The 23,732-nt window shown below is 58.0% G+C and carries 21 protein-coding genes; 14 read left to right on the forward strand and 7 right to left on the reverse strand.

Going from position 1 to position 23,732, the window contains the following annotated elements; genetic code table 11:
- Window positions 1-224 precede the first annotated feature (224 nt).
- The 3 genes from VVR27_RS11120 to VVR27_RS11130 all read left to right on the forward strand — a co-directional run bounded on the left by VVR27_RS11120 (window position 225) and on the right by VVR27_RS11130 (window position 6,762).
- A complete protein-coding gene (locus VVR27_RS11120) occupies window positions 225-5,120 on the forward strand; it encodes an NAD-glutamate dehydrogenase (protein WP_368548414.1) in 4,896 nt (1,631 codons plus the stop codon).
- 251 nt (window positions 5,121-5,371) lie between these two features.
- Window positions 5,372-5,563, forward strand: a complete 192-nt coding sequence (locus tag VVR27_RS11125; protein ID WP_345446959.1) for a helix-turn-helix domain-containing protein — start codon at window positions 5,372-5,374, stop codon at window positions 5,561-5,563.
- On the forward strand, window positions 5,560-6,762 hold the full coding sequence (locus VVR27_RS11130; RefSeq protein ID WP_368548416.1) for a type II toxin-antitoxin system HipA family toxin: 1,203 nt from the start codon (window positions 5,560-5,562) through the stop codon (window positions 6,760-6,762). Before VVR27_RS11125 ends, VVR27_RS11130 begins: the two co-directional genes overlap by 4 nt.
- A 114-nt stretch (window positions 6,763-6,876) precedes the next feature.
- Here the strand turns inward: VVR27_RS11130 and VVR27_RS11135 are convergent, their stop codons facing one another.
- Together VVR27_RS11135 and VVR27_RS11140 are read right to left on the reverse strand one after the other, a co-directional pair.
- Window positions 6,877-7,338: a GyrI-like domain-containing protein gene (locus tag VVR27_RS11135; RefSeq protein WP_368548417.1), complete on the reverse strand. Its 462-nt coding sequence runs from the start codon at window positions 7,336-7,338 to the stop codon at window positions 6,877-6,879.
- A 53-nt stretch (window positions 7,339-7,391) separates the two neighbouring features.
- Window positions 7,392-8,039 (reverse strand): arsenic metallochaperone ArsD family protein, encoded by a 648-nt coding sequence (locus tag VVR27_RS11140; protein WP_368548418.1) that lies wholly within the window; start codon window positions 8,037-8,039, stop codon window positions 7,392-7,394.
- A gap of 178 nt (window positions 8,040-8,217) precedes the next feature.
- Between VVR27_RS11140 and VVR27_RS11145 the strand changes: the two genes are divergently transcribed.
- Window positions 8,218-8,994 carry a MerR family transcriptional regulator gene (locus VVR27_RS11145; protein WP_368548419.1) on the forward strand — a complete coding sequence of 259 codons (777 nt, stop codon included), beginning with the start codon at window positions 8,218-8,220 and terminating at the stop codon, window positions 8,992-8,994.
- Window positions 8,995-9,084: 90 nt separating this feature from the next.
- On the opposite strand, the gene VVR27_RS11150 is transcribed toward VVR27_RS11145, so the two are convergent.
- The 3 genes from VVR27_RS11150 to VVR27_RS11160 all read right to left on the reverse strand — a co-directional run bounded on the left by VVR27_RS11150 (window position 9,085) and on the right by VVR27_RS11160 (window position 10,544).
- Entirely contained in the window at window positions 9,085-9,819 is a 735-nt protein-coding gene (locus VVR27_RS11150) for a hypothetical protein (RefSeq protein WP_368548420.1), read from the reverse strand.
- A 10-nt stretch (window positions 9,820-9,829) separates the two neighbouring features.
- Entirely contained in the window at window positions 9,830-10,159 is a 330-nt protein-coding gene (locus VVR27_RS11155; RefSeq protein WP_368548421.1) for a PadR family transcriptional regulator, read from the reverse strand.
- Window positions 10,160-10,259: 100 nt separating this feature from the next.
- Complete coding sequence (locus tag VVR27_RS11160; protein ID WP_368548422.1) at window positions 10,260-10,544, reverse strand: TetR/AcrR family transcriptional regulator C-terminal domain-containing protein; 285 nt, start codon at window positions 10,542-10,544, stop codon at window positions 10,260-10,262.
- Between the two features lie 14 nt (window positions 10,545-10,558).
- On the opposite strand from VVR27_RS11160, the gene VVR27_RS11165 reads away from it, so the two are divergent.
- The 4 genes from VVR27_RS11165 (at window position 10,559) to VVR27_RS11180 (ending at window position 15,510) form a co-directional block, all read left to right on the forward strand.
- A complete protein-coding gene (locus VVR27_RS11165; RefSeq protein WP_368548423.1) occupies window positions 10,559-11,071 on the forward strand; it encodes a hypothetical protein in 513 nt (170 codons plus the stop codon).
- Window positions 11,072-11,169: 98 nt separating this feature from the next.
- Complete coding sequence (locus VVR27_RS11170) at window positions 11,170-12,657, forward strand: NAD-dependent succinate-semialdehyde dehydrogenase (protein WP_368548448.1); 1,488 nt, start codon at window positions 11,170-11,172, stop codon at window positions 12,655-12,657.
- Between the two features lie 82 nt (window positions 12,658-12,739).
- Window positions 12,740-14,095: a 4-aminobutyrate--2-oxoglutarate transaminase gene (gabT, locus tag VVR27_RS11175; protein ID WP_409349959.1), complete on the forward strand. Its 1,356-nt coding sequence runs from the start codon at window positions 12,740-12,742 to the stop codon at window positions 14,093-14,095.
- Between the two features lie 38 nt (window positions 14,096-14,133).
- The gene (locus VVR27_RS11180; RefSeq protein ID WP_368548425.1) at window positions 14,134-15,510 is read left to right on the forward strand and encodes an NAD-dependent succinate-semialdehyde dehydrogenase; all 1,377 of its coding nucleotides are present in this window, start codon (window positions 14,134-14,136) and stop codon (window positions 15,508-15,510) included.
- Window positions 15,511-15,765: 255 nt separating this feature from the next.
- Here the strand turns inward: VVR27_RS11180 and VVR27_RS11185 are convergent, their stop codons facing one another.
- On the reverse strand, window positions 15,766-17,421 hold the full coding sequence (locus tag VVR27_RS11185) for an alpha-keto acid decarboxylase family protein (protein ID WP_368548426.1): 1,656 nt from the start codon (window positions 17,419-17,421) through the stop codon (window positions 15,766-15,768).
- A 175-nt stretch (window positions 17,422-17,596) separates the two neighbouring features.
- On the opposite strand from VVR27_RS11185, the gene VVR27_RS11190 reads away from it, so the two are divergent.
- From VVR27_RS11190 to VVR27_RS11215, 6 genes are all read left to right on the forward strand, one after another.
- Complete coding sequence (locus VVR27_RS11190) at window positions 17,597-18,559, forward strand: alpha/beta hydrolase (protein ID WP_368548427.1); 963 nt, start codon at window positions 17,597-17,599, stop codon at window positions 18,557-18,559.
- Between the two features lie 287 nt (window positions 18,560-18,846).
- Window positions 18,847-19,578, forward strand: coding sequence for a VIT family protein (locus VVR27_RS11195; RefSeq protein ID WP_368548428.1), 732 nt, complete (start codon window positions 18,847-18,849; stop codon window positions 19,576-19,578).
- 50 nt (window positions 19,579-19,628) lie between these two features.
- Window positions 19,629-20,033: an RNA-binding S4 domain-containing protein gene (locus VVR27_RS11200; RefSeq protein ID WP_368548429.1), complete on the forward strand. Its 405-nt coding sequence runs from the start codon at window positions 19,629-19,631 to the stop codon at window positions 20,031-20,033.
- Between the two features lie 7 nt (window positions 20,034-20,040).
- Complete coding sequence (locus tag VVR27_RS11205; protein WP_368548430.1) at window positions 20,041-20,571, forward strand: GNAT family N-acetyltransferase; 531 nt, start codon at window positions 20,041-20,043, stop codon at window positions 20,569-20,571.
- Window positions 20,572-20,634: 63 nt separating this feature from the next.
- Window positions 20,635-21,171 carry a GNAT family N-acetyltransferase gene (locus VVR27_RS11210; protein WP_368548431.1) on the forward strand — a complete coding sequence of 179 codons (537 nt, stop codon included), beginning with the start codon at window positions 20,635-20,637 and terminating at the stop codon, window positions 21,169-21,171.
- Window positions 21,171-22,541: an MATE family efflux transporter gene (locus VVR27_RS11215; RefSeq protein ID WP_368548432.1), complete on the forward strand. Its 1,371-nt coding sequence runs from the start codon at window positions 21,171-21,173 to the stop codon at window positions 22,539-22,541. The genes VVR27_RS11210 and VVR27_RS11215 overlap by 1 nt, the downstream gene beginning before the upstream one ends.
- Window positions 22,542-22,744: 203 nt before the next feature.
- Here VVR27_RS11215 and VVR27_RS11220 read toward each other — a convergent pair whose 3' ends face one another.
- Window positions 22,745-23,692 carry a hypothetical protein gene (locus tag VVR27_RS11220; protein ID WP_368548433.1) on the reverse strand — a complete coding sequence of 316 codons (948 nt, stop codon included), beginning with the start codon at window positions 23,690-23,692 and terminating at the stop codon, window positions 22,745-22,747.
- Window positions 23,693-23,732: the final 40 nt, after the last annotated feature.

A 23,732-nucleotide genomic window follows, 5' to 3' on the forward strand; every position in this document is an offset into this window, starting at 1 on the left:
CTGGTGAGCTGATCTTGCTTCACCAGAAGACCCCTTTTGAATAAGCCTCTCAGTGTCTTTATACCTTTTGTAGCAGTCTCTAAGTTTCTGAATGAACCTCTTAGGGGCTGCTACAGTGCCTTAGTTCACTAAACCTAGCGGGCAGTCTACTATTAAGGATGAGGCACGCAGAGGTGCGCCCACAAATCACAACGACGTGATGAGAAACAGCGAAAGGTAACCCCTTGCTTACGAACACTCGTTCACCCCAGTGGTCCGGCTCCGAAAGCTGGATTAACGATTACTACCTCCACAGCTCAGCTGAAGAATTAGAAGGTATGACCAGCGAGGCGCTGACCAGTCTCGCACAAACCCACCGCGAACTTGCTGCTAAGCGTCAGCCTGGCGAAGCGCTGGTCACCGTGCACCATAACGATGCCGGTAGCACTCTGCTGGTCGTTGTTGATGACACCAGCTTCCTGGTTTCATCCATCACCGCCCAAATTGCCGCCCAGTGGGGTGGTATCTCGGGTCTGATTCACCCCACCTTCTTGGTAGCCCGCGATGACGCCGGCGAGATCACCAGTCTGGCCAGCGCCGGATTCGATCAGCCCGTTGCCAGCGGCGATACCGCCGTCATGCCCCGGATCGGCCAGAACAAGGGCGAGGTGTGCGGAACCATCATCGAATCCTGGATTGCAGTGCAACTTACCAGCCGCCTCAACGAGGAAGCCGGCTCAACCCTCGAAGAGGAAATTCAGGCAGTATTAGTGGACGTGCGCCATGCGGCCCGCGACAGTGACGCCATGGCCACCCGCGTGCTCGATATCGCTGACCGTCTCACCGAACTCTCGGGAGTGACCCTGGGTGGGTCCGAGCATTACACCGGGGAATTGAACTCAGAAACTGACCCCGCTACCCGCGTGGAATCCGTACAGGAGTTTTTGCGCTGGCTGACCCGCGGTAACTTCCTCTTCATGGGCGTCAAGGAGCGCGACCTCTCAGAGCGCGCTGACCAACTGGTGCTTAGCGATCGTCAGGGTAGCGCCCTGGGCATCCTGGCTGCCACGGAGGGCAATGAACCCACCGTGCTCACAGGACTAGGGCTAGATAACGCCCGCGAACCCAAACCCCTCTATGTCACCAAGGCTAACTCTCGTTCCACCGTGCACCGCCACGAATACCTGGATTACATTGGGGTGCGCGACTTTGACCGCTCTGGCTCCATCGTGGGGGAGTACGTCATCTTAGGCCTCTTCTCCCGCCAGGCCTACGCTCTACCGGCGGTTGAAACTCCCATTGTGCGTGAACGTATTGCCATTATGCGACGCCACCTGGGCTATCAGCCCGGATCTCACTCTGATAAAACTCTGGCTGGCATCATCGAGGACTACCCCCGCTTGGAGCTCCTGCATGCTGGCCTTGATGAACTAACCGAAACCTTCCGCGGCATCATGGGCCTGGAAGAGCGTCGCACCACCCGCCTCTTCCTGCGCCCCGACGCCTTTGGTCGTTTCGTGTCCGCCACCGTCTTTCTACCCCGCGACCGCTACAACACCCTGGTACGCCAACGCCTTGAAAAAGTTTTCCACGAATTTTTAGATATCGAGAGCCTAGACTTTGACGTATACCTCTCCACCTCATCGCTGGCCCGTATTTTCTTCCGCCTGCGCCTGAGTGACCCCAACGTGATACCCACGGTGGACGTTCGCGCTATTGAACGCCGCCTGCAGGAAGCCACCCGCTCCTGGGGTGAGGCTACCGCCGCTGCCGTTGAAGACACCTTCACCCAGCAGGGGCAGGAGCCAGCGTTGGGCCGCGCCGCAGCGTCCGATTGGGCAGAAGCTGTGCCTGCCACCTATCGCGCTGACTACGAAGTAGAGAACGCGGTAGAGGACATCGCGATTTTTGAGTCCCTGACCGAAACCAAGCCGGCTGCTGTGCGTTGTGCAGAGGAGGACGGCGAAACCCGCCTCAAGACCTACCTCTCGGACGCCCACACCCTCACCGAGCTGTTGCCGGTCATGCAGAACATGGGCATGGTCGTGGTGGATCAGAAGCCCTACGACATTACTCCCGCCGATGGCCGCTCCTTCCTGCTCTATGACTTCGGCGTTACCTTGCCCGAGGGGGTAGTGCCCGGCGAGGTAGCTGACCTCTATGAGGACGCACTGAACGCCTACTTGCTGGGCAAGCGCGAATCGGATAGCCTGGACCGTCTCATTCTGGCTGAAAAGCTGTCGTGGGAGCAGGTTCGTATCTTCCGTGCCTACACCCACTACCTGCTGCAGCTGGGCCGCGGCTTCACCGCCGAGTTCATGTCTGACACCCTGTTGGGCTACCCCGAGGCAACCGCTCTGCTGGCCCGCTACTTTGATGTCAGCTTCAACCCCGCAGCCGACTTTGATAGCCAGGACGCCCGTGAGCAAGCCCGCGAGGACGTCTGGGCTCAGCTGGGAGCGGTGCTAGACGCCATTCCCACCCTGGACGTTGACCGCTTCATGCGCTCCCTGGCAACCGTCATGGCAGCCACCCTGCGCACTAACGCCTACATGGGCCGTGATTCCCTGGCGCTCAAGGTCTCGCCCCAGCAGATCGACTTCGCACCTTTGCCCCGACCCCTCTACGAAATCTTCGTCTACTCCCGCCGGGTCGAGGGCGTCCACCTGCGCTTCGGCTCCATAGCCCGCGGTGGCCTGCGCTGGTCTGACCGCCGCGAGGACTTCCGCACCGAGGTCTTAGGTCTGGTTAAGGCGCAGATGGTCAAGAACGCCGTCATTATTCCGACCGGTGCCAAGGGCGGCTTCTACCCCAAGCAGCTACCCAACCCCGCCCTAGACCGCGACGCCTGGCTCAACGAGGGCCGTGAATCCTATAAGGTCTTCATCCGCTCTCTGCTGGATGTCACGGATAACCTCTCGGTAGCAGCTGACGGCACCGAAACCGTCGTCCGCCCCGAAGGCGTGCTGGCCCGCGACGGAGATGACTACTACCTGGTCGTAGCAGCCGATAAGGGCACCGCCTCCTTCTCGGATACCGCCAACGCCATCAGCGCCGAATACGACTTCTGGCTGGGCGACGCCTTTGCTTCCGGTGGCTCAGTGGGCTACGACCACAAGGCCATGGGTATTACCGCCCGCGGCGCCTGGGAATCCGTCAAGCGTCACTTCGCTGAGCTGGGCATTGACTGCCAGCACGAAGAGTTCACCGCCGTTGGTATTGGCGACATGAGTGGCGACGTCTTCGGCAACGGCCTCATGCGCTCGCGCTCCACCCTCCTGGTGGCAGCCTTCGACCACCGCGACATCTTCCTAGACCCCGCCCCGGACGCCGAGGCGTCCTTTGAAGAGCGCGTACGTCTCTACAAGTTGCCCCGCTCGTCCTGGCAGAACTACAACCCCGAGCTCATCTCAGAAGGCGGCGGCGTCTACTCCCGTGGTGCCAAGTCCATCCCCGTTTCAGATCAGGTACGTGAAGTTCTGGGGCTAGACGAGGGCGTCACCGAAATGTCACCGCCCGAGCTGCTCGCAGCCATCCTCAAGGCACCCGTAGACCTGCTCTACAACGGTGGTATCGGCACCTATGTCAAGGGGTCTACCGAGACTCATGCTGAAGTAGGCGATAAAGCCAATGACCCCATCCGCGTGGACGGCGCAGACCTGCGTGCCTGTATCGTAGGTGAAGGCGGCAACCTCGGCTTCACCCAGCTGGGACGTATCGAGGCAGCCCGCAAGGGTATCATCATCAACACCGACGCCATTGATAACTCCGCCGGTGTAGAAACCTCTGACCGAGAGGTCAACATCAAGATTCTGGTGGACCGCCTGGTGGCTCACGGTGAGCTGTCCGGCGAGGAACGTGCCAGCTTTATTGAGGCTCAGCGTGAGGACGTTGGGGCGCAGGTACTGGAGACCAACCGCCGCCAGAACGTGCTGCTGCAGGCTGAGCGTCACGGCGTCATTCCCGGGGTTGAGGGCTACATCCGCCTCATGCACGACCTGGAAAAGAATGCCGGGCTTAACCGCGAGGTGGAGTTCCTGCCCACCGATGAGACCATCCGTGAGCGCTACGAAGCGACTCAGGAAACCCTCAACGGCCCAGAGCTGTCCGTGCTGGCAGCCTACGTGAAGATTCACTTAACCGAGCAACTAGAGGCCACCAATATTGCCGATGACCCCTACCTTGCTTGCGTCCTGACCGACTACTTCCCGCCTGCCCTGGTGGAGCGTTTCGGTCAGCACCTAGAAACCCACCCGTTGCGCCAGCAGATTATCTGCACCCGCGTTGCCAACGAAATTGTAGATCTTGCCGGTATTACCCACGTTTTCCGCGCAATTGAAGAAACCGGTGTGGGTGTCGAGGCGGTAGCGCGTGCCTTCTACGTTTCACATGAAACTTTTAATGTTGGCAATTCCGCAAAGTTGCACCGCGACCTTCCTGCGAATATTCCCCTGGATGCTTGGCAGTCAGTCATCCGGGACTGGCAGCGTGTACTAGACCGCCTGGTGCGCTGGTTCGCTGCCGAGCGGTCAGTGGTTGTGGGCACCCCCATCGCCGCAATGATTGAACGTTTCCGCCCGGTCGCTGAGCTGCTGCCTGAGCTACCCAACTACTTTGCTGATGACACTCGCGCCCGTGTGCGTGCCCTGCGCAACCAGGCAGAAGAGTGGGGTCTGCCCGAGGAGCTGACGGTCAACTGGATCCGCGAATTTGAGGCTTTTGCTCTCATGGACGTAGTGCGTACCGCAGAAGCTCACGGGTTAGATGCCAAACTGGTTGCCCGCGTCTACTACTCGGTTTACGACCGGTTCGCGGTGGATCACCTGCTGACCATGATTTCTAAACTGCCGCGCAATGACCGCTGGGAGACCCTGGCGCGATCTTCCCTGCGCGATGATCTCTATGAAATTGCTGCATCCCTTGCACTCAAGGTGTTGCAGGAGTCTGGCGAGGGAATCGTTGCCGGTGAAGAGGGGGGCGATGAGGCCTTGGAACGCTGGATTACCGCCCATCCCGTGCGTATCAGCCACGTAGATTCAATGCTGGAGGAAATTAAGCAGACAGCCCCTGCCGCTGATGGCCGACCCCGCTTGGCTGTACTGCAGGTAGCCCTGCGTACCCTGCGCGGCGCCGTCAGCTAACCCCTGAAATAAAAGGACGCCGGTGGGTAGCTTGTGTAGCTACCTGCCGGCGTCCTTTTGGTCAGCAGCATAGGTAGCCCCTCACGAGTAGGGGATTAGCCCATGCCGGTGAGGGGTTACCCATGCTAGCGCGGAATGCTGTCTATAATGAACCGAAAAACCGGCAAAGTATTGCCGATATTGGGGTTATAAGACTAAGATAGGGGCAAAATAAGGCTAATCGGCAGAATACTGCCGGGAGTGGGGTTGGTATGGGGCTAGGTCAAAAGATCAAAGCAAAGCGCAAGGAGCTGCGGATGCCGCAAGAGGAACTAGCAGCTCTCAGCGGGGTATCTGAGCGAACCCTGCGCGACTTTGAGCGCGGCAAACTGAGTATTTCCCTGCAGAAGGCCCTGGATATCGCAGAAGTGCTGGGTCTAGAACTGAAACTGGTAGAAGCATGAACCAGCCCCTTGCAGATATCTATAAGCAAGACCGGTTGGCGGGCCATTTCTACAGGACCCAGCACACCACAGAATTCCGTTATGCAACCAGCTACCTGAGCGAGAGCAACCCGCCACTAGCGTCCACCCTCCCGCTGAGTGAAGCTCCGCTCAGTTATCAAGCAGGGGCACTCCCTCCTTTCTTTACCGGTCTACTGCCGGAAGGTCGTCGTCTTACCACCCTGCGGTCCAGCCTTAAAGTTTCCCGAGATGATGAGCTTTCCTTGCTCCTAGCGGTTGGCTCAGACACCGTGGGGGACGTGCGGGTTATTAAACATGGCGGCACCCTACCCCCAGATAAAGACCTTGAAGCTCGTGACATTGACCCGGACGACTTCAAACACATCAGCTTCAAAGAGCTACTCTCTGACCAGGTTTACCGGGACCCGGCATCCCTGCCAGGGGTTCAAGAGAAGGTTTCAGGCAAGATGCTGACCTTCCCCCTGCGGCAGGGTAATGACCTCTACCTACTCAAGCTCACTCCGCCTGAATACCCACTGTTGGTTGAAAACGAAGCCTTCTTTCTCAAGGGAGCGGAGGGACTTAAAGGACGTAACGGAGTGGTTAAATCACAGTTGGTTTTTGACGGTGACGGTGTTTCTGGGCTGCTGGTTAAGCGTTTTGACCGCGGCATCAGCCCAGACGGAAAAATTGCTCGATATGCGGTTGAGGACGCCTGCCAGCTGCTGAACCTCTACCCGGCAGATAAATACGATGTGAGTGCCCTTGAGGTCTCCCGCGCAATTACCGGTCTTGTTCAGCAACCCGTTCTTGCAGCCCAAGAACTACTGCGACAGTTTCTCTATGCCTGGCTAACCGGCAACGGGGACTTGCATGCCAAAAACCTTTCGGTCATTACTGCCGGGGGTAAAACCAGGCTGTCACCGATCTACGATGTGCCTTCAACTGCGCCCTATGGGGATCAGTCAATGGCACTAAAAATTCTGGGAAAAAAGCGCGGGCTATCAGCACGAATTTTCATTGAATTTGGTGAACAGCTAGGAGTGAGAGCGCCAGCAACAACCCGCCTCATCCGCAATACTCTGGCTGACACTGAAGGTCTGGTTGAGAAAGCAGCTGAGCTGCCCTTTGACCCAAGCCGCCGTAAGGCCCTCGTGAAAGTCCTAAAAAATCGGCGCCTCTCACTCATACAGGGGTAGTAGTACCCTGCTCACCGGCGTCCTTTTGGTCAGCAACATGGGTAACCCCTCACCAGCAGGGGGATTAGACCATGCTGGGGAGGGGTTACCCATGCGAGCGCGAAATGCTGTGTGCTAGGCGGTCTTGACCGGCACCCAAACCTGCATCTGGTAGTCATCGGCTGAGGGGTCACCGGGGCCGTAGGCCTCAAAGACCGGGCCATTAGGTTTGAAACCAGCCTTAGGTAAGAAGGTGCCCATCAGATGATCAACACCTGCCATGATGCTCATGGGCACCGGGCCTTCAACGTTGGTTACAGCGAACTCCCCGCCGTCCACCTTGAGAGCATTGAGCCCCAGAGCCTGGGCGGTCTCAAGGTTCTCCACCAGGATGCCCGCCATGTAATCGAACTGGCCGCTGGCATTCATGCCCACAATGACGCCCATGGAATGAACCTCGGGCATCGTCACCCCGCGCGCCGTAGCGTGGTCGGTCAGCTTCTTCCACAGCTCACCCATGCCAGCACCCTGCTGCACGGTCTCACGGAAACCCGCAATAAAAAACTCATCCTTGTGCTCTACGCGTGCACCAATCATGACAACTCCCTTGGAAAAATAAAACCTAACCTGCCTGCAGGCAGGTGCTAAAACTACGAAGAACCGCACCCGCAGGAGCCACCGCAGCAACCCCCACCGTTCCCTACGCCCATCATCGCCTGGGTGATAGAGACGGATGACTGGGCATCACCCTTGACTGCTACAGATGAACCGTCGCTGGGGATTCCATCGCCAAAATCGCCACCCATGAGGTTAAGGCGGTGACCGATATCTGGCCCGCCTGCCGGTTTCTCGGTGACACCAGCTAGGACGGCGGCAAAACCAGCAGGTTCCTGGGTGGGCAGAGTGGGGGCATCTGCACCCTCGCCCACGGGGCCACAAGCGGCTGCTGCCGCTGATACCTTAGGCTGCTTAACCTCTGCAAAGTGGGAAAAGCGCCGCATCTGTTCTACCGAGGGGTAGTTGAAAGACACTTTAACCTGGCCTTCTACCAACACAATGGGTAGAACTTCCCACCCGTTCATGGCAATCTGGTCGGCAACTTGTGGGCAGTCAGTAAACGCTGAAGGGTAGGAATCGGTGGAATAGACGGCGACTTCTAGCCCGGCGTCAAGAAGCTCCTGCGCCTGCTCAAAGAAAGTGTTGCGGGCGACGTCCTGCGGGTCAGCAGGGTTATCACCGGCAGCAGGCACAAATACCTCAAGCGGTGTTGAGCCGATAGTGTCATTAATTTTTGCCACGAGCGCTCCTTAAAGAAGATAAAACCTACCCCACCAGCCTACAGTGCGCCGCCGGTTTCTCAGGTGTTCAGGGTGGGTGGAGGTAGCTCTCTTAAATCTAAAGTAAATATTGGTAGGAAGTAGCGCTTGACCCTCACGCCGCGTGAGCACCTAGCCTGGTAACTAGCAGGAGGAAAACATGCATCCAGATTTTTTGACCGTAGGCGAAGTTGCCCGGCTAGTAGGGGTGAGCGTCCGTACGCTACACCACTACGAGAGCGTCGGGCTGCTGGCCCCCAGCCAGCGCTCGACCAGCGGTTACCGGCTCTACTCAGCGGACGATATCGACAGGCTTCACACGATTCTTGTCTACCGCGCACTCGAATTTCCGCTGGAAAAAATTCAGCAAATTCTAGTCAGCGGTACCGCGCCCATTGAAGAGCTCATCAGCCAGCGGGACCTTCTGCAAGAAAAACAGGAGCACCTACAGTCCGTGCTGGACTCGGTGCAGACCATGATTGAGGTTAACACCATGAAAAAAACCATGAGCGCGGCGGACCGCGCCAAAGCAAGCCACGCCCAGTACCGCGACGAGGCAGAAGCTGCCTACGGCAGCACTGATGCCTACCAGCAGTCAGCCCAGCGGGTTGCCGGCTTCACCGACCAAGACTGGACGCGGGTTTCTGACCGCATGGACGCCTTTGAGCAGGCCTGTGCCAGGGCACTCGCAGAAAGGGTTACCCCCGGGTCTGACGAGGCCAACAAGCTGGCCGAAGAGCATCTTAGCCTCATGCAGGACTACTTTGACTGCTCCTATAACCAGCAGGTTCTCATTGGCATGACCTACGTGAGCGACCCCCGCTTTACCGCCCACTACGACCAGCGCGCCGCCGGCCTAGCTGCCTGGATCAGCGCAGCCATCAACGCCAATGCTGTCATCCACGGAGTGGATATAGATACCCCCGTCTGGCAGTAGCCTACGGCAAAAGACCAAAGGATAAACTCCTACCGTGCACCACCCTAGGGTATGCACGGCAGGGGTTTATGTCTATGTGAGCGGACGAGCCTAGTTCAGTACGATGAGGGTGAAGGCGGCATCCAGTACGGCAACTAGGGGGAGCATCCAGATGCCGAAGAACATGAGGAGACGGCTGTTGCGCGATTTGCGGTCCAGGGCCTCGGGGCTCTCAAAGGGGCTGATCAATGGGTCAGTATCGGGGGAGCGTAGCTCGCGGGCAGTAGCAAAGACCGCGGTCCCCACCAATATCACCGCTGCGACCATGGTAACGCCTAAGCTGGGCAGACTCAGTAGCGCCGGCCGGTCCATGCTAGCGGCGAAGGTTCCCAATACGGCGAAGCCTGCAACAGCGATCGCAAAAATGCTGAAACGTAGCGGTTTTTCTGCCCACCAGCGCATGGTGGAAATAGCTGCCACAGTTGCTACCAGCGCACCAACTATTGCCACCAGCGAGACGTCATTGATTGCGAGATCCTCCGAGCGTGCCCAGGCTTTGAAAGCGGCAGAGAAGATGAAGAAGGCGGCAAGACTCACCGCCGAGGTGATGATGATCGGCAGCAGGGTGGAGTCGGGTGCCCCTGTCAGACCTAGTGAGTGCGCATAGTCCTTGGGGTCACCGAAGGCCTCGTGCGGGGTCTCGCCGCTATCAGCGCAGTGAGCGTGGACGGTTTCAAGGGCGTCACCAATAGCGCTGCCGGGTACGTTGTCTAGACGTAGTTCCACGATGAAGGGATCCACCCAGCTCTTGTGGGTGGCGCTAAAGGTATCTAGTGGAGTTTTCATAGCTATTTCCTTAGTGAGTCAGGTGGGTGGTGACGGTGGTGGAGAAGGTCTGCCAAGTGACGGTGAGGGTGGCGAGTTCTTGGGTTCCGGCGTCCGTCAGGAAGAAGTATTTGCGGCCAGGCCCGCCGTCCCCTTCGCGCCACTGCACCTCAACCAAGCCACGGTCTTCGAGGCGGTTGAGCAGGGGGTAGAGGGTGCCACCCTTGATATCGCCCAGCCCGGCTTCTGCCAGTTGGGTGATGATGGCGTAGCCGTAGGTGGGGCCCTTCTCTAGGGTTTTGAGGACGCAGGTGGTGAGGAGGCCTCGGAGCCAGTCTGCGGGGTAGGATGTTGCGGTCATATCTATATAGTTACATTAACTAGTTAGTCTGTCTAGTGTGTTTGTCTATATAGTCGAAGATTTTTTGCGCGTGTCAAAGCAGGGGGTGTGAACAGGGTGGCTAGGGGAGTCTGATGCTCAGCCCAGTCAGCAGGGCTGCCAGCCCCAGTTCAAAAGCCTCATCCTGCGGTGTGCTGCCCAGTTCTGCAAACCCCTCTGCCATGGTGGGGTGACTGCTTGCGCGCTGCCCCGGATCAAAAATATCGATGGGGGCGTGAACGTCTGTGGCGGAACCTAGCAAGAAAGCTTCGAGCGCCTCTACTGTGAGCAGGGCATCTCGCGGGGTGAATCCAAAGGCAACAAAAGCGCTGGTGACCTGTTCATACATGCCCAGAGTGCCCGGCACGAACCCTGCTGGCTATGGGCTACTACAAGGCGGTGAGCCCCAAATTCGCTAGCCTTTCCCCTAAGTATCAGGCACCCAGCTACGCCACCATCGTCTCTTGTCTGATTGCTACCGTCTTCTATGTAGCCATGCGCTTTATTTCCACCTCGGTGCTCTGGGATACCATTTCAGCCCTCAGCCTCATGGTCTGCCTCTACTACGGCATCACCGCTTTCGCCTGCGTCTGGTACTTCCGCAAAACCTCCCTATCATCGGGGGTGAAGGCTCTCTTTAATAAGTTCATCTTCCCCCTGCTGGGCGGTCTGATTCTGGTGGTCTTCTTCGCACAGACGTTCTTTGACTCCATGGACCCTGCCTATGGTTCAGGCTCAGAAATTGGTGGTGTGGGGCTGGTCTTCATTCTGTCTCTGGTTCTGCTGGTTTTGGGAGTCATCGCCATGATCTACCAGCGCATCAAGCGCCCGGACTTCTTTGCCGGTAAGGTGCCCATGGATGTGGAGCACATGATTGACCTGCCCGAGGTATAACCCTGGGAACATGCCAGCCGAGGCGCGTAAACTAGATAAAGATGAGCGGTCGCATAGACCCAGGACATATTTTCAATGAAGAGAAAGAAGTGCACATTATGGCTGTCAACGTTCAGGAGCTGCTGGCAAAGGTGCCCACAGGTCTACTGATTAACGGTGAGTGGCGTGAGTCCTCCAACGGTGAAACCTTCGATGTTGAGAACCCCGCCACCGGCGAGATCATCGCGACCCTGGCGTCCGCCACCGAAGAGGACGCAGCGGCCGCACTGGACGCCGCCTGCGCAGCTGAAAAGGGCGCAGGGGAGCACGGCTGGGTAGCCACTACTCCGCGTGAACGCGCCGAGATTCTGCGCCGCGCTTTTGAACTGGTCACCGAACGTGCAGATGAGTTTGCCACCCTCATGACCCTGGAAATGGGCAAGCCCTTCGCCGAGGCGCTGGGCGAGGTCAAATACGGTGCTGAGTTCCTGCGCTGGTTCGCTGAAGAAACCCCCCGCCACTACGGCCGCACCTTGAACATGCCCGAGGGTACCCTGCGCATGATTACCCGCCACAAGCCGGTTGGCCCCTGCCTACTAATCACCCCTTGGAACTTCCCACTGGCTATGGGAACCCGCAAGGTTGCTCCCGCTATCGCTGCCGGCTGCACCATGGTCCTCAAGCCTGCGCGTCTGACCCCGCTAACTAGCCAGTATTTCGCCCAGACCCTCATGGACGCCGGCCTGCCCGCAGGCGTCCTCAACGTGGTGTCCTCTAAGTCAGCTTCGGCTATCTCGGAGCCACTGATGAGCGATGACCGCCTGCGCAAGGTCTCCTTTACCGGCTCCACCCCCGTGGGCCAGCAGCTGCTGGCTAAGGCTAGTGAGAAGGTGCTGCGGACCTCCATGGAGCTAGGTGGCAACGCCCCCTTCATCGTCTTTGAAGATGCCAACATGGAGCAGGCAATCGCCGGTGCCATGGCCGCTAAGATGCGCAATATGGGTGAGGCCTGCACCGCTGCCAACCGCTTCTTCGTGCACGAATCTTTAGCAGAAGAGTTCTCCACCAAGTTCGCTGCCGCCATGGCAGATCTCAAGCTGGGCAACGGCCTGGACGAAGGCACCACCTGCGGCCCGCTGATTGAGCAGAAAGCTCAGGACTCAGTAGCTGAACTGGTTGAGGACGCCCTGGCTAAGGGCGCCCGCGCCCTGACTGGTGGCGCTCGCGGTGAGGGTGCCGGCTACTTCTACCAGCCCACCGTGCTGGTGGATGTCCCTGCCGATGCCCGCGTGGCCCGCGAAGAAATCTTCGGCCCCGTAGCTCCCATCTTCACTTTCAGTGACGAGTACGAAGCTTACGAACTCGCCAACGACACCGAATACGGCCTGGCCAGCTATGTCTTCACCGAGAACATTGACCGTCTCTACCGTGCCACCGACCACCTGGACTTTGGTCTGGTGGGCTTCAATGCCGGAGTTATCTCTAACGCCGCAGCACCCTTTGGCGGCATTAAGCAGTCCGGAATGGGTCGAGAAGGCGGCGCTGAAGGTATCGCTGAATATTCCTCGGTGCAGTACATCGGCCTGCGCGACCCCTACGCCTACTAGGCTGCACATCTAACTTCTGACGGTGCCCGGGGGCCATACCCCGGCGTCCGGGTACCGTCTCACCCCCGTCCACTCCTAATCTTTGAGAGAGAAAATGTCTGACATCACCTACCGCCTGCCCCAGGAAATCCGCCTCAACGGTGCCGTTCCCGGCCCCCGCTCCGAAGAACTAGCAGCTCGCCGCACCGCTAACGTACCCGGCGGTGTCGCCTCCACCCTGCCTGTCTACGCAGCAGATGCAGACGGCGGTGTGATTGTGGATGTTGATGGCAACTCCTTTGCCGACCTTGGTTCAGGTATTGCTGTAACCTCCGTGGGCGCATCAGCCCCCAAGGTTGTTGCCGCTGTTCAGGAAGCCGCCACCCACTTCACCCACACCTGCTTCATGGTGACCCCCTACGAGGGCTATGTTGCCGTGGCTGAAAAGCTCAACGAGCTGACCCCCGGTGACTTCGACAAGCGCAGCGTGCTCTTCAACTCCGGCGCTGAGGCCGTTGAGAACGCCGTGAAGATTGCCCGCGCCGCTACCGGCCGCAACGCGGTGGTGGTCTTCGATCATGCCTACCACGGCCGCACCAACCTCACCATGGCATTGACCGCTAAGGCTGCCCCCTACAAGCAGGGTTTTGGCCCCTTTGCCCCCGAGGTCTACCGCGCCCCCATGAGCTACCCTTACCGTGACGGCGAGCTGGGCGGCAAAGAGGCAGCTAACCGTGTCATTGAAATGATTGAGAAGCAGATCGGTGCCGACTACGTTGCCGCTATTCTGATTGAACCCATACAGGGTGAAGGTGGCTTCATTGTGCCCGCTGAGGGTTTCCTGCCCGAGCTGGTTACCTGGGCCCGCGAAAAGGGCATCGTCTTTATTGCGGACGAAGTTCAGGCAGGTTTCTGCCGCACCGGCAGCTGGTTTGCCTCCGACCATGAGGGTATTGAGCCTGACCTGATTACCACCGCTAAGGGTATTGCCGGCGGTATGCCGCTGTCAGCTGTTACTGGCCGCGCTGAACTCTTCGATAAGGTTCAGCCCGGTGGTCTGGGCGGAACCTACGGGGGTAACCCTGTTGCCTGCGCCGCTGCCTTGGCTACCATCGAAACCATGGAGGAATGGGATCTATCAGCCCGTGCCCGCCATATCGAAGAAGCCGCCCGCGAAAAGCTAGGCCCCCTAGTAGAAGAGCTGGACATCGTGGGTGAAACCCGCGGGCGCGGAGCCATGTTCGCCGTGGAATTTGTATCTGACTCCGACTCAAAGACCCCCCACCCCACCGCAGCCAAGCAGATTGCTGCCGCCTGCGCTGAGCGCGGCGTCCTCATTCTTACCTGCGGCACCTACGGCAACGTAGTGCGCCTGCTACCTCCTTTGACCATCAGCGATGACCTGCTGAATCAGGCACTGGATATCTTCATTGAAGAAATCCGCGCTGTCGCTGTCTAACCTCCACTAAGACCACCCCACTGTAAGGAGTGAGCACCGTGTCTACCCCTAACTATCGTGTAGAAAACCCTGTCACCGGCGAGGTTGAAGAAACTTTCGAGAGCATCACAGATGCCCAGGCGCTAGAAGCCGTGGATACCGCCCACGCAGCTTTTACCAGCTGGCGAGCGACTCCCATTGAAGAACGTGCCAAGGTTGTGCACCGTATCGCCGAGCTCTTTGAAGAGCGCAAGGATGAGCTGGCGCAGATTATCTCCACCGAAATGGGCAAGCCCCTCTCTGAAGGTGTAGAAGAGGTCGAATTTAGCAGCGCTATCTTCGACTACTACGCGACCAACGGCCCCAGCTTTGCTGCCGATGAAAAAATTCCCAGCGAAGGCGGAACCGCGCACATCCAGCGCCTTCCCCTGGGTGTTCTGCTGGGCATCATGCCCTGGAACTTCCCCTACTATCAGGTGGCCCGCTTTGCTGCCCCCAACCTCATGTTGGGTAACACCATCGTGCTCAAGCACGCCGAAATTTGCCCCCGCTCTGCCCTGGCTATCCAGCAGATTATGGAGGACGCCGGTCTGCCCGAGGGTGTTTACACCACCGTCTTCGCGACTCACGAGCAGATTGAGAAGGTCATCGAGCACAAGCACCTGCAGGGTGTCTCACTGACCGGTTCAGAGCGTGCCGGTGCAGCTGTTGCTGCTATCGCGGGTAAGAACCTTAAGAAGGCTGTGCTGGAGCTGGGTGGCTCGGACCCCTACATCGTGCTAGATACCGATGACGTGAAAGCTGCCGCTGAGCTGGCATGGGGCACCCGTATGTATAACACCGGTCAGGCTTGTAATTCCAACAAGCGCATGATCATCACGGAAGACATCTATGAGGACTTCGTGGCTCACCTGGTGACCCTGGCAGAGGGCATGAAGCCCGCCAAACCTGAAGAAGCCGGTGAAGGGACCTTCACTCCGCTCTCATCCCGCACTGCCGCTGAGGGTCTGAAAAAGCAGCTGGACCGCGCCGTCGAGGCGGGGGCAACCCTACGCGCCGGTGGGCAGCTACTCGATGAAGCATCTTCATACATCAGCCCCGCCGTACTCACCGATGTTCCGGTTGGGTCAGAAATCTACTACGAGGAGCTCTTTGGCCCGGTAGCTACCGTCTACAAGGTAGCTAGCGAAGAAGAGGCAATTGCTCTTGCCAACGATTCCCAGTACGGCCTGGGTGGTGCGGTCTTTAGTCAGGATGAAGCCCGCGCGGCTGCTGTTGCCCGCCAGCTTGAGGTGGGTATGGCCAACGTCAACACCCCTGCCGGTGAAGGTGCCGAGATTCCCTTCGGCGGCGTCAAGCGCTCTGGCTACGGCCGTGAGCTGGGCCCCTACGGCATGGATGAGTTCGTCAACAAGCGTCTCTACTACGTGGCCTAACCTCTAGCTACATAAGCAACCCTGGGCCTTTGCACCCATCCCACTAAAGCGCGGCGCCCATTCGCCGATGCAACCGCTCGACACTGCAGAGAAGCGGCTGGCCGACCAGGGGATGGAAACAGACGATATCAGCACTTATTAGCCGAAAAGTTGTAATTCCAAAAAATTCAGGTATGAGTAAGGCCCCTGCCCCGCATAACAGCGGGGCAGAGGCCTTACTCTGCGGCAGGAACTGCGGCCGTAGGTAGACCGCCGCTAGGAATTAGCGCGGGTCAGGGCAGAGGCGACGTCCGCGAGCAGGGCAGGCACGTCGTCCTTATCCATCATGATTTCCATAAAGACCAGGCGGTCACGGGTCTGCTGGGTAAGTCGGGCGGCGTCCACCAGCTCGGTGGCAGTGTTGACGCGCAACATCAGCACCTCATCCTCACGGGCGCCCAGGGCGGCGGGGAGCAGCTGCCAGTTATAAGTGCGGATATCGTTGTAGGGCTGGGTGGCGCCGTGGATGGCGCGTTCTACCGTGTAGCCATCGTTGTTGATGAGCACAACCACCGGGTTAATTTTCTGCTCCAGCATGGTGCCCAGTTCCTGGATGGTCAGCTGTGCTGAACCGTCACCGATCAGCAGCACGCCGCGGGCGTCCCTGTCAGCAATAGCAGCGCCCATCATGGCGGGCAGAGTGTAGCCGATGGAACCCCATAGGGGCTGACCGATAAACATAGAGCGTTCGGGGAAGCGGCGTGATGCCATGCCAAAGAATGAGGTGCCCTGGTCTGCGACCACAATGTTGCCGGGGGTTAGCTCGCGGGAAAGCAGCGACCAGAGGACGTCCTGGGTGAGAGGAGCATCCATATCGACGTCAGCGTGGTCTTCTTCTTCCCAGGGCAGCAGGTCCTGGGGTAGTGCGCCGACTTCAAGGGCAACTTCCCGCACGATATCCAGGGAGGTATCCAGGGTGAGAGGAGCGTAAATTTTGCGGCCAATGCGGGACGTCTGAGCGTCCAGGAAGACGGTGTGCTCTGGAAGGTTCTGTGAGAACCCGGCGGTGGTGGTGTCAGTAAAGGTGACACCTGCGCAAATGAGAATCTCAGCGTCCTCCACAGCCTTCTTGGTGCGCTCGTTAGAGACCACACCGGCGTAGATGCCAGCGAACTCGGGCTTAGACTCATCGACCAGGGTCTTACCCCACATGAGGGTGGCGTAGGGTAGGCCGGTGGCGTCTAGCATCTCGGTTAGGTTGTTCTGTGCTCCCATGCGGTGCACCAAAAGGTCAGCCAGTACGGTGGTTTTCTTGCCGGCAAGCAGGGTGGTGAGATCCTTGCGGAAGGATTCGCGGGCACCAGGGGAGGAGAGCTTAGCAGGAACATTCAGCGGCGCCGCAGGGGGATCAACCTCCACGCGCGCCACATCGGTAGCCAAAAGGATGTAGCCGGGACGCTTATGAATCATCATCTCACGCAGCACACGATCAATCTCGCTGACAGCGGTGGCATGCTCCAGGTCAGCCACCGTGCAAGAAACCTCAGACGCCATACGAATGAAGTGGGTGAAATCCCCATCGCCCAGGGTATGGTGCATGGTTAGGTGCGCTGCCTGGGCGTCCTTAGAAGGAGCGCCCACAATGTGCAGAACCGGCACATGCTCAGCGTAAGAACCAGCGGTGGCATTAATGGCAGAAAGCTCACCCACACCGTAGGTAGTGACTAGGGCACCGATGCCGTTCACACGAGCATAACCATCCGCTGCATAACCAGCATTCAGCTCGTTGGCATTGCCCACCCAGGCGATGCCCTCATGCTCAATCACATGGTCCAGGAACTGCAGGTTAAAGTCGCCAGGTACGCCAAAAAGGTCGCGCAGGCCCAGCTCATTCAGGCGGTCAAGCAGGTAGTCACTTACGGTGTAGGTCATGGTGGTGGCCTTTCAAGAGGTAAGGGGAAAGCCCGACGGGGTGACACGGGCCTCAAAAGGTAGTCGAACAAAGCATACGTTACCGGCGCCGATTTTTGGGCAGTCTGGGTTCCATGTGGTGATGACGAGGGGTGTACCGATGAAACTCAAGGAGCCCTAATAGTAGAGTGGTGATATGACCGAAGACATTCTAGGCTCCCCCTACACCCGAGAAACCCTAGATTTGGGTGCTGACGCCGAAGGGCCCCTCACCGCCACCCTAGTACGCCGTCCCGCTGAGAACACTTCAGCCCCGGCTGCCGACGGCAAGCCCCGGGGTGCTGTGCTCTACATCCACGGCTTCGTGGACTACTTCTTCCAGCGCGAACTCGGCGACTGGTGGGCAGCCCAGGGTTACGATTTCTACGCCCTTGACCTCCGAAAATACGGGCGCTCGCACACCGATGGTCAAACTTTTTACTACACCGAAGACCTAGCTGACTACGACCTAGAGATCAACCGTGCTTGGCAGCTCATCACCGGGCGGGACGGGCATCGGAAGGTGGTGCTGATGGCGCACTCCACCGGCGGCCTCATTGCTCCCCTCTGGGCGCACCGCACCCAGCCTGCTGAGCTGACCGCTCTGGTTCTCAATTCCCCCTGGCTGGATCACTTTGACCCGCCGCTAGTCCGAGTGGCACTGACCGCCGGGGTTTCTGCCCTGGCGCGCGTCAAGCCGCGTGCCATCGTCCAACCGCCTAAAAACGATCCGGCCGCTGAGAGCCTGCACCAAAAATTTGGTGGGGAGTGGAGCTTTGACGAGACCTGGAAGACCTTTGACTTCCCACCTATTTACGCCGGCTGGTTGGCGGCCGTCCGCCGGGCGCAGCGTCAGCTCCACCGCGGTCTGGACGTGCGCGTGCCCGTGCTTGTGATGAGTTCAGCACGGTCGGGGCGCATGAAGACGCGCACTCAGAAACATGACTTCGACGCGGTGCTCAACGTGCAACACATTCGTCGATGGGCTCCGGTGCTGGGCAGGCAGGTCACCAGTCTGGTGATTGAAGGGGCGGTGCATGATATTTTCCTTTCACCCCCGGCCGTCCGGTCAGACGCCTACAGCCAGCTGGGTGACTGGGTACGCCGCTACCTGCACTAACGAGAGATGCCCAGTGCGCCTTCATCTAGGCTCTCCCTGCTTCAGCCCCAACCATCGAGTAGTTACACTGTCTCATTCGGTATGGGGCTCGCGGTCTACTTTTTGGTTGAGGTAGCGAAACCCCTCATCTATGCGGGTAGGCGTAAAAAGTAGCGCATCTGGCCCCCTTTGGTGGCACTGGTGGCAAAGACAGTTTGCCCTTACTAACTCGGTGGTTAAGAGCTACCGAATGGGTGATGACTGTGCACTTGCTAGAAGCTGGCAGGACGCTAGAGTACAGTCGAAATATGACCACACAGGAATTCACCCCGCACATCTCAGAAGCTCATGCCATGGGCACCTATCAGGAGAAACTTAACCGCCTGCGCGCCGCCGTCCTGGGCGCCAATGACGGTATTGTTTCTGTAGCTGCCACCGTGGTTGGTGTAGCAGGTGCTACCGCCTCAACCCCCACCATTGGTCTTGCGGCTGCCGCTGCCGTAGTGGGCGGTGCTATCTCTATGGCGCTGGGGGAATACGTCTCGGTATCCTCCCAGGTGGACAGTCAAAAGGCACTGGTTGCTAAAGAAAAAGCTGAACTCCGCGATATGCCCGAAGAAGAGCTGGACGAACTGACTCAGATTCTCATGGACCGCGGTATCGCCCCCGATACTGCCCGCAAGGCGGCTATTGAAATGACCGAGAAGGATGCTCTGGGTACCCACCTCCACTTTGAGTTAGGTCTTGATGAAGAAGAAAGCGTCTCGCCCTGGGCCGCAGCCTTCGCTTCTGCCAGTGCTTTCCTGGTGGGCGCGCTTCTACCCACCCTGCTCATCCTCCTTCTGCCAGTATCAATTCGTATCCCTGCAACCTTCGCCGGTGTGCTGGTTGCCCTCGCTGTTACGGGTGCCCTGGGCGCCAAGTGGGGAGGCTCCCCGCACTACATTCGTGCTGCAACTCGCGTGGTGATTGGCGGTGCGCTGGCTTTGGTAGTGACCTTCGCAGTGGGATCCCTACTGGGCGCCACCGGCGTGGTCTAAGCTCTGCGCTGACTTCAATCTAGGCACCTGTTTTAGGTAACCTTGAGAGCATGACTCACCCAGATGCCAGCACCCAGTTACCTCAGGCTCCCGTGCGGATTGACGCCTGGCTCTGGGCTGTGCGCATTTTTAAGACTCGCGGGCTGGCGTCCGATGAGGTTAAGGCGGGGCACGTGCGGCTCAATGATGCCCATCCCAAGCCCTCCCAAAAGGTAAAGCCGGGGGACGTGGTCAAGGTGCGCTACCCGGGGTGGGAGCGCACCTTCGTAGTCAAGAAAACCCTGGCCAAGCGAGTGGGAGCACCGGTGGCAGTGACTTGCTATGAGGATATCTCTGAACCCAAACCCGCCTACTTGAGCTCCGGGGTCATGCCCCGCCGTGAACGAGGTTCGGGCAGACCCACTAAGGACGAACGCCGCGCTCTGAATCGCTTGCGCGGTTACGAGAAAGAATAGCCTCCCCATGAGTTTTACCCTCCGCGCCGCTACTCCGGCGGACGCTGCAGCTCTCTCCGTTTTTGCTGGCGAGAATTTTCCGGACGCCGCCCCTGCCGTGGTGCCCCGTGAGGCTGTTGAGGCTTTTATCGCTGAGAATCTGACTGAAGAGGTGCTAGGGCAAGCTATTACCAGCGGGGTATATACGGTTAATCTTGTGCTTGATACGGAAGGGCAAATCCTTGCCTACTCGGCGATAGACACGGTGCAGCCCCAGCCGATCGAGGTTGCTGGGAATGCGGCTTATCTCAGTAAGTTCTATGTGGGGGCAGACGCCCGAGGAGTAGGCATTTCTGGGATGCTGATGGGGCAACTGGTAGAAGATGCTCAATCTGCTGGCTATGACGGTATTCATCTTGGAACCCACCAAGAGAACTACCGTGCGCAGGCATTTTACGAAAAAATGGGCTTCATTAAAGTGGGAATCCGCACATTTGAGTTAACAACCGGCGTGCTGGGGCAGGATTTTATCTATCATCTACCTCTGAGCGCTGTATGATTTTTCTGTGCGCCACTGGACTAGACCTCGTTAGCACATTTGAGGTGGCGCTAAGGGAAGATTATGGATTTTGAAGTTCGCGCCCCGCGTGAAGATGAGGCTTTAGCCTGGGAGAAACTGCGCATTGTGTCCTGGCGTAAGGCCTATGCTCATGACTTTACCGCCGACACTTTCGCCCAGCAAGAGGCCCAGGTGCCTGTGCGGGCAGCAGTATTTGCAGAATGGATCGCGTCAACTGCCAATACGGGCCAGGATGTGCAGGACCAACTGGGGCAGCGCCGCAAAGCGTTAGTGGCAGCAAGAACCGATGGAGGTACCTCCCTGGACATGCCAGAGGTCGGTTCTCTCCTAGGGCTAGCTTTTGCTACCTGTATGCCCTACGAAACACAGAAACTAGAGATTCTTTACCTCTTGCCGGAGGCCTTTGGTACGGGTGGGGCACAGGCGCTCATGAAGGGCGTCCTTGTGGATGGCCCAGCTGAGCTAGAAGTGCTCACCACTAATGCCCGAGCCATTCGTTTTTACGAAAAAGAGGGTTTTGCAATCGCCTCTACCGATGAATTTGCTGGCAGAAAAACCTACATTATGAAACGCGCCTAATGTCTAAGACACCGGAACCACGCCCCAGTTTGAACCGCCAGATCCTTGCGCTGGCGGTTCCCGCTTTTGGTGCCCTGATCGCTGAGCCGTTGCTGGTTTTGGCAGACTCTGCCATTGTGGGTCACCTGGGCAGTCTGCAACTGGCTGGGCTGACACTGGGCTCTACGGTGGCCCATACCGTGGTGGGGCTGATGATTTTTCTTGCTTACTCCACCACTCCGGCAGTAGCCCGCGCCTTCGGTGCTGGAGATGCGTCGGGTGCCTATCGCGCTGCCCGTAACGGTCTTTGGGTGGCGCTGGGTTTGGGCGTTCTAATAGCCGCAGGGCTCGCGGTGGGTGCGCGCGGCGTTCTCACAGCCCTGGGCGCCCAGGGGGATGTGCTGACCTACGGGCTTGCCTACCTCTTGCCCTCGCTGGTGGGGCTACCTGGCATGCTACTGGTTTTGGCTGCAACCGGCGCTCTACGCGGTTTTCAAGACACTAAAACACCTCTCTATGTTGCCACCGGCGGCGCTGCGGTTAACGTGGTGCTCAGCTGGGTCTTGGTCTACCCGGTGGGGCTGGGTGTTGCCGGGTCTGCTATCGCTACGGCAGCTGTGCAGTGGGGTATGGCACTGGTGCTTTCTGCTCGCGTGGTGGTGGGCGTACGCACCTATGCGGTAGGTTTTGCACCTGACGGCCCCGGCCTGGCGGCTGTTTTTAAGGTGGGGTCATGGCTGATGCTACGGGCGGTGTCGATGCGCATCGCCCTGCTGGCAACTGTCTTTGTGGTGACCGCCCAGGGGCCGGCTAATCTTGCCGCCTACCAGCTGACTTTGAGCTTCTTTAACCTGTTGGCCTTTGCCCTGGATGCTCTGGCGATTGCTGCTCAGGCGCTTCTGGGTAAGGAGATGGGCGCCCAAAACCTTGCGACCCCTGCGGGTAAGGGCGCTGTGGTGCAGTTGAAGAACCGCCTGGTGCGGTGGAGTCTGGGTTTTGGTCTGCTCACCGCGCTCATCTGCCCGGCGCTTGGTTTTGGTCTGGCCTGGATTTTTACTCCGGACCCTGAGGTTCAGCGTCTCTTTGCCCTCTCCCTGCTGGTGCTGGGGGTGGGACAGCCGTTGGCTGCCTACGTCTTTATTCTGGACGGCGTGCTGATCGGTGCCGCCGATGTGCGTTACCTGGGCACAGCTGCCCTGTGCACCCTGGCGGTTTACACTCCTGTGCTGGTGGGTCTGCATCTTTGGTTCGTTGGGCAAGATGCCGGTGCACAAGTTCAGCTCGCCACCCTGGCTTACCTGCTGCTCTGGTGCGCCTATGCCCTCTGGTACATGGGTGCCCGCGCTCTGACCCTGTGGTGGCGGGCGCACAGCGGAGTGTGGATCCGCTAGAGCTAAGCGGTGATTCCGGTCTGGTTGCCGTCAGCGTCATGGAAGGCACGCTCGTAGTAGTCGTCGGTACGTGACTCCACAGTAGACCGTGCTAGAGCAAATCAGCTCTTACATGAGGTATTAGATAAGCCAAAGGAAATACTAAAAACGAAAATGGGAGCCAAGCAGTTTTGCTTGGCTCCCATTCTTCGTTTATCGGGTTCTTACATAGTTAGAGAATCTACAAACTCCGGTAGCTGCGCAACCGTCTCAACAAGCCCATTTCCTACCTCTGCGCCTACAGTGGCTATCACAGCAGTTAGAAACTTCCCCATAAATTTACTTACAACGGTTTGCCTTGCTTCTTCGGATTCTGCCGCTAAGATCTCAGCCTCAGCATTTCTAGTTTCTTCCTCAAGTGCTGCAAGCTGTGTTTGTTCCAGCCCCATTTTTTGAAGTAGTTCTCGTAAGTTAGTGAAGTAGTCTTGGACTTCTCGCGACTGGTCTGTGTTGAGGGTGTAGTTCGTTTGGTTTTGAATCGAGTTATGCCCGAATGATGTTTGAACGTTTTGTGAGTTGCCGCTGATGTTTGCGGTGTTGTGCTGTGTGTTGTCCACGGTGTTGTAGGTGCTCCCGATTCTAGAGTTTAGGTTATTCCACGCTGGCGGTTCGCTCTTTTCCATACGCGTTATCCAACCCTCATGGATTCTGGCTTGGAAGGGAAGCCCGTGCTCTTTAACTCCCCTACCGCCTTTAGGGATATAGATAGCATTGCAATCTTCGAGTTCATCTAACGCTTCATGTATTTCTGCCGCCAAGATTGCTTGCCCGTCTATTTCGGTATCAAGCAGTTTTTCAAGCGTTATACCCCTGTTGTTCGCAGCGTCCTCAAAGACTTTTAGCTGCACTTTTCCTTTGCGACCGTCACGTTTAACCCATCGACGTACTTTACCTAGGAATGCTTCTCCACTCGTGGTCAGAAATACAGAGTCGATGTTCCCACTTAAGCTCTCCTGCGACTCAGCATATCCCGCATCTAACAACGCATATACGAGATTATTTACTTCTGTATCTTCGTCTGAATCGAGCGATATTAGTCCGCCTTGTGCCTTGCTCATCAGGTCATAGAAAAGAAAATAATCCTGTGCATTGAATGTATCTATGTCAATCACTCCTTGATGCTTATTCAAAAGTAGGTGAACACCCATACGC

The sequence above is a fragment of the Rothia sp. LK2492 genome (assembly GCF_040946345.1).
Classification (GTDB): domain Bacteria; phylum Actinomycetota; class Actinomycetes; order Actinomycetales; family Micrococcaceae; genus Rothia; species Rothia endophytica.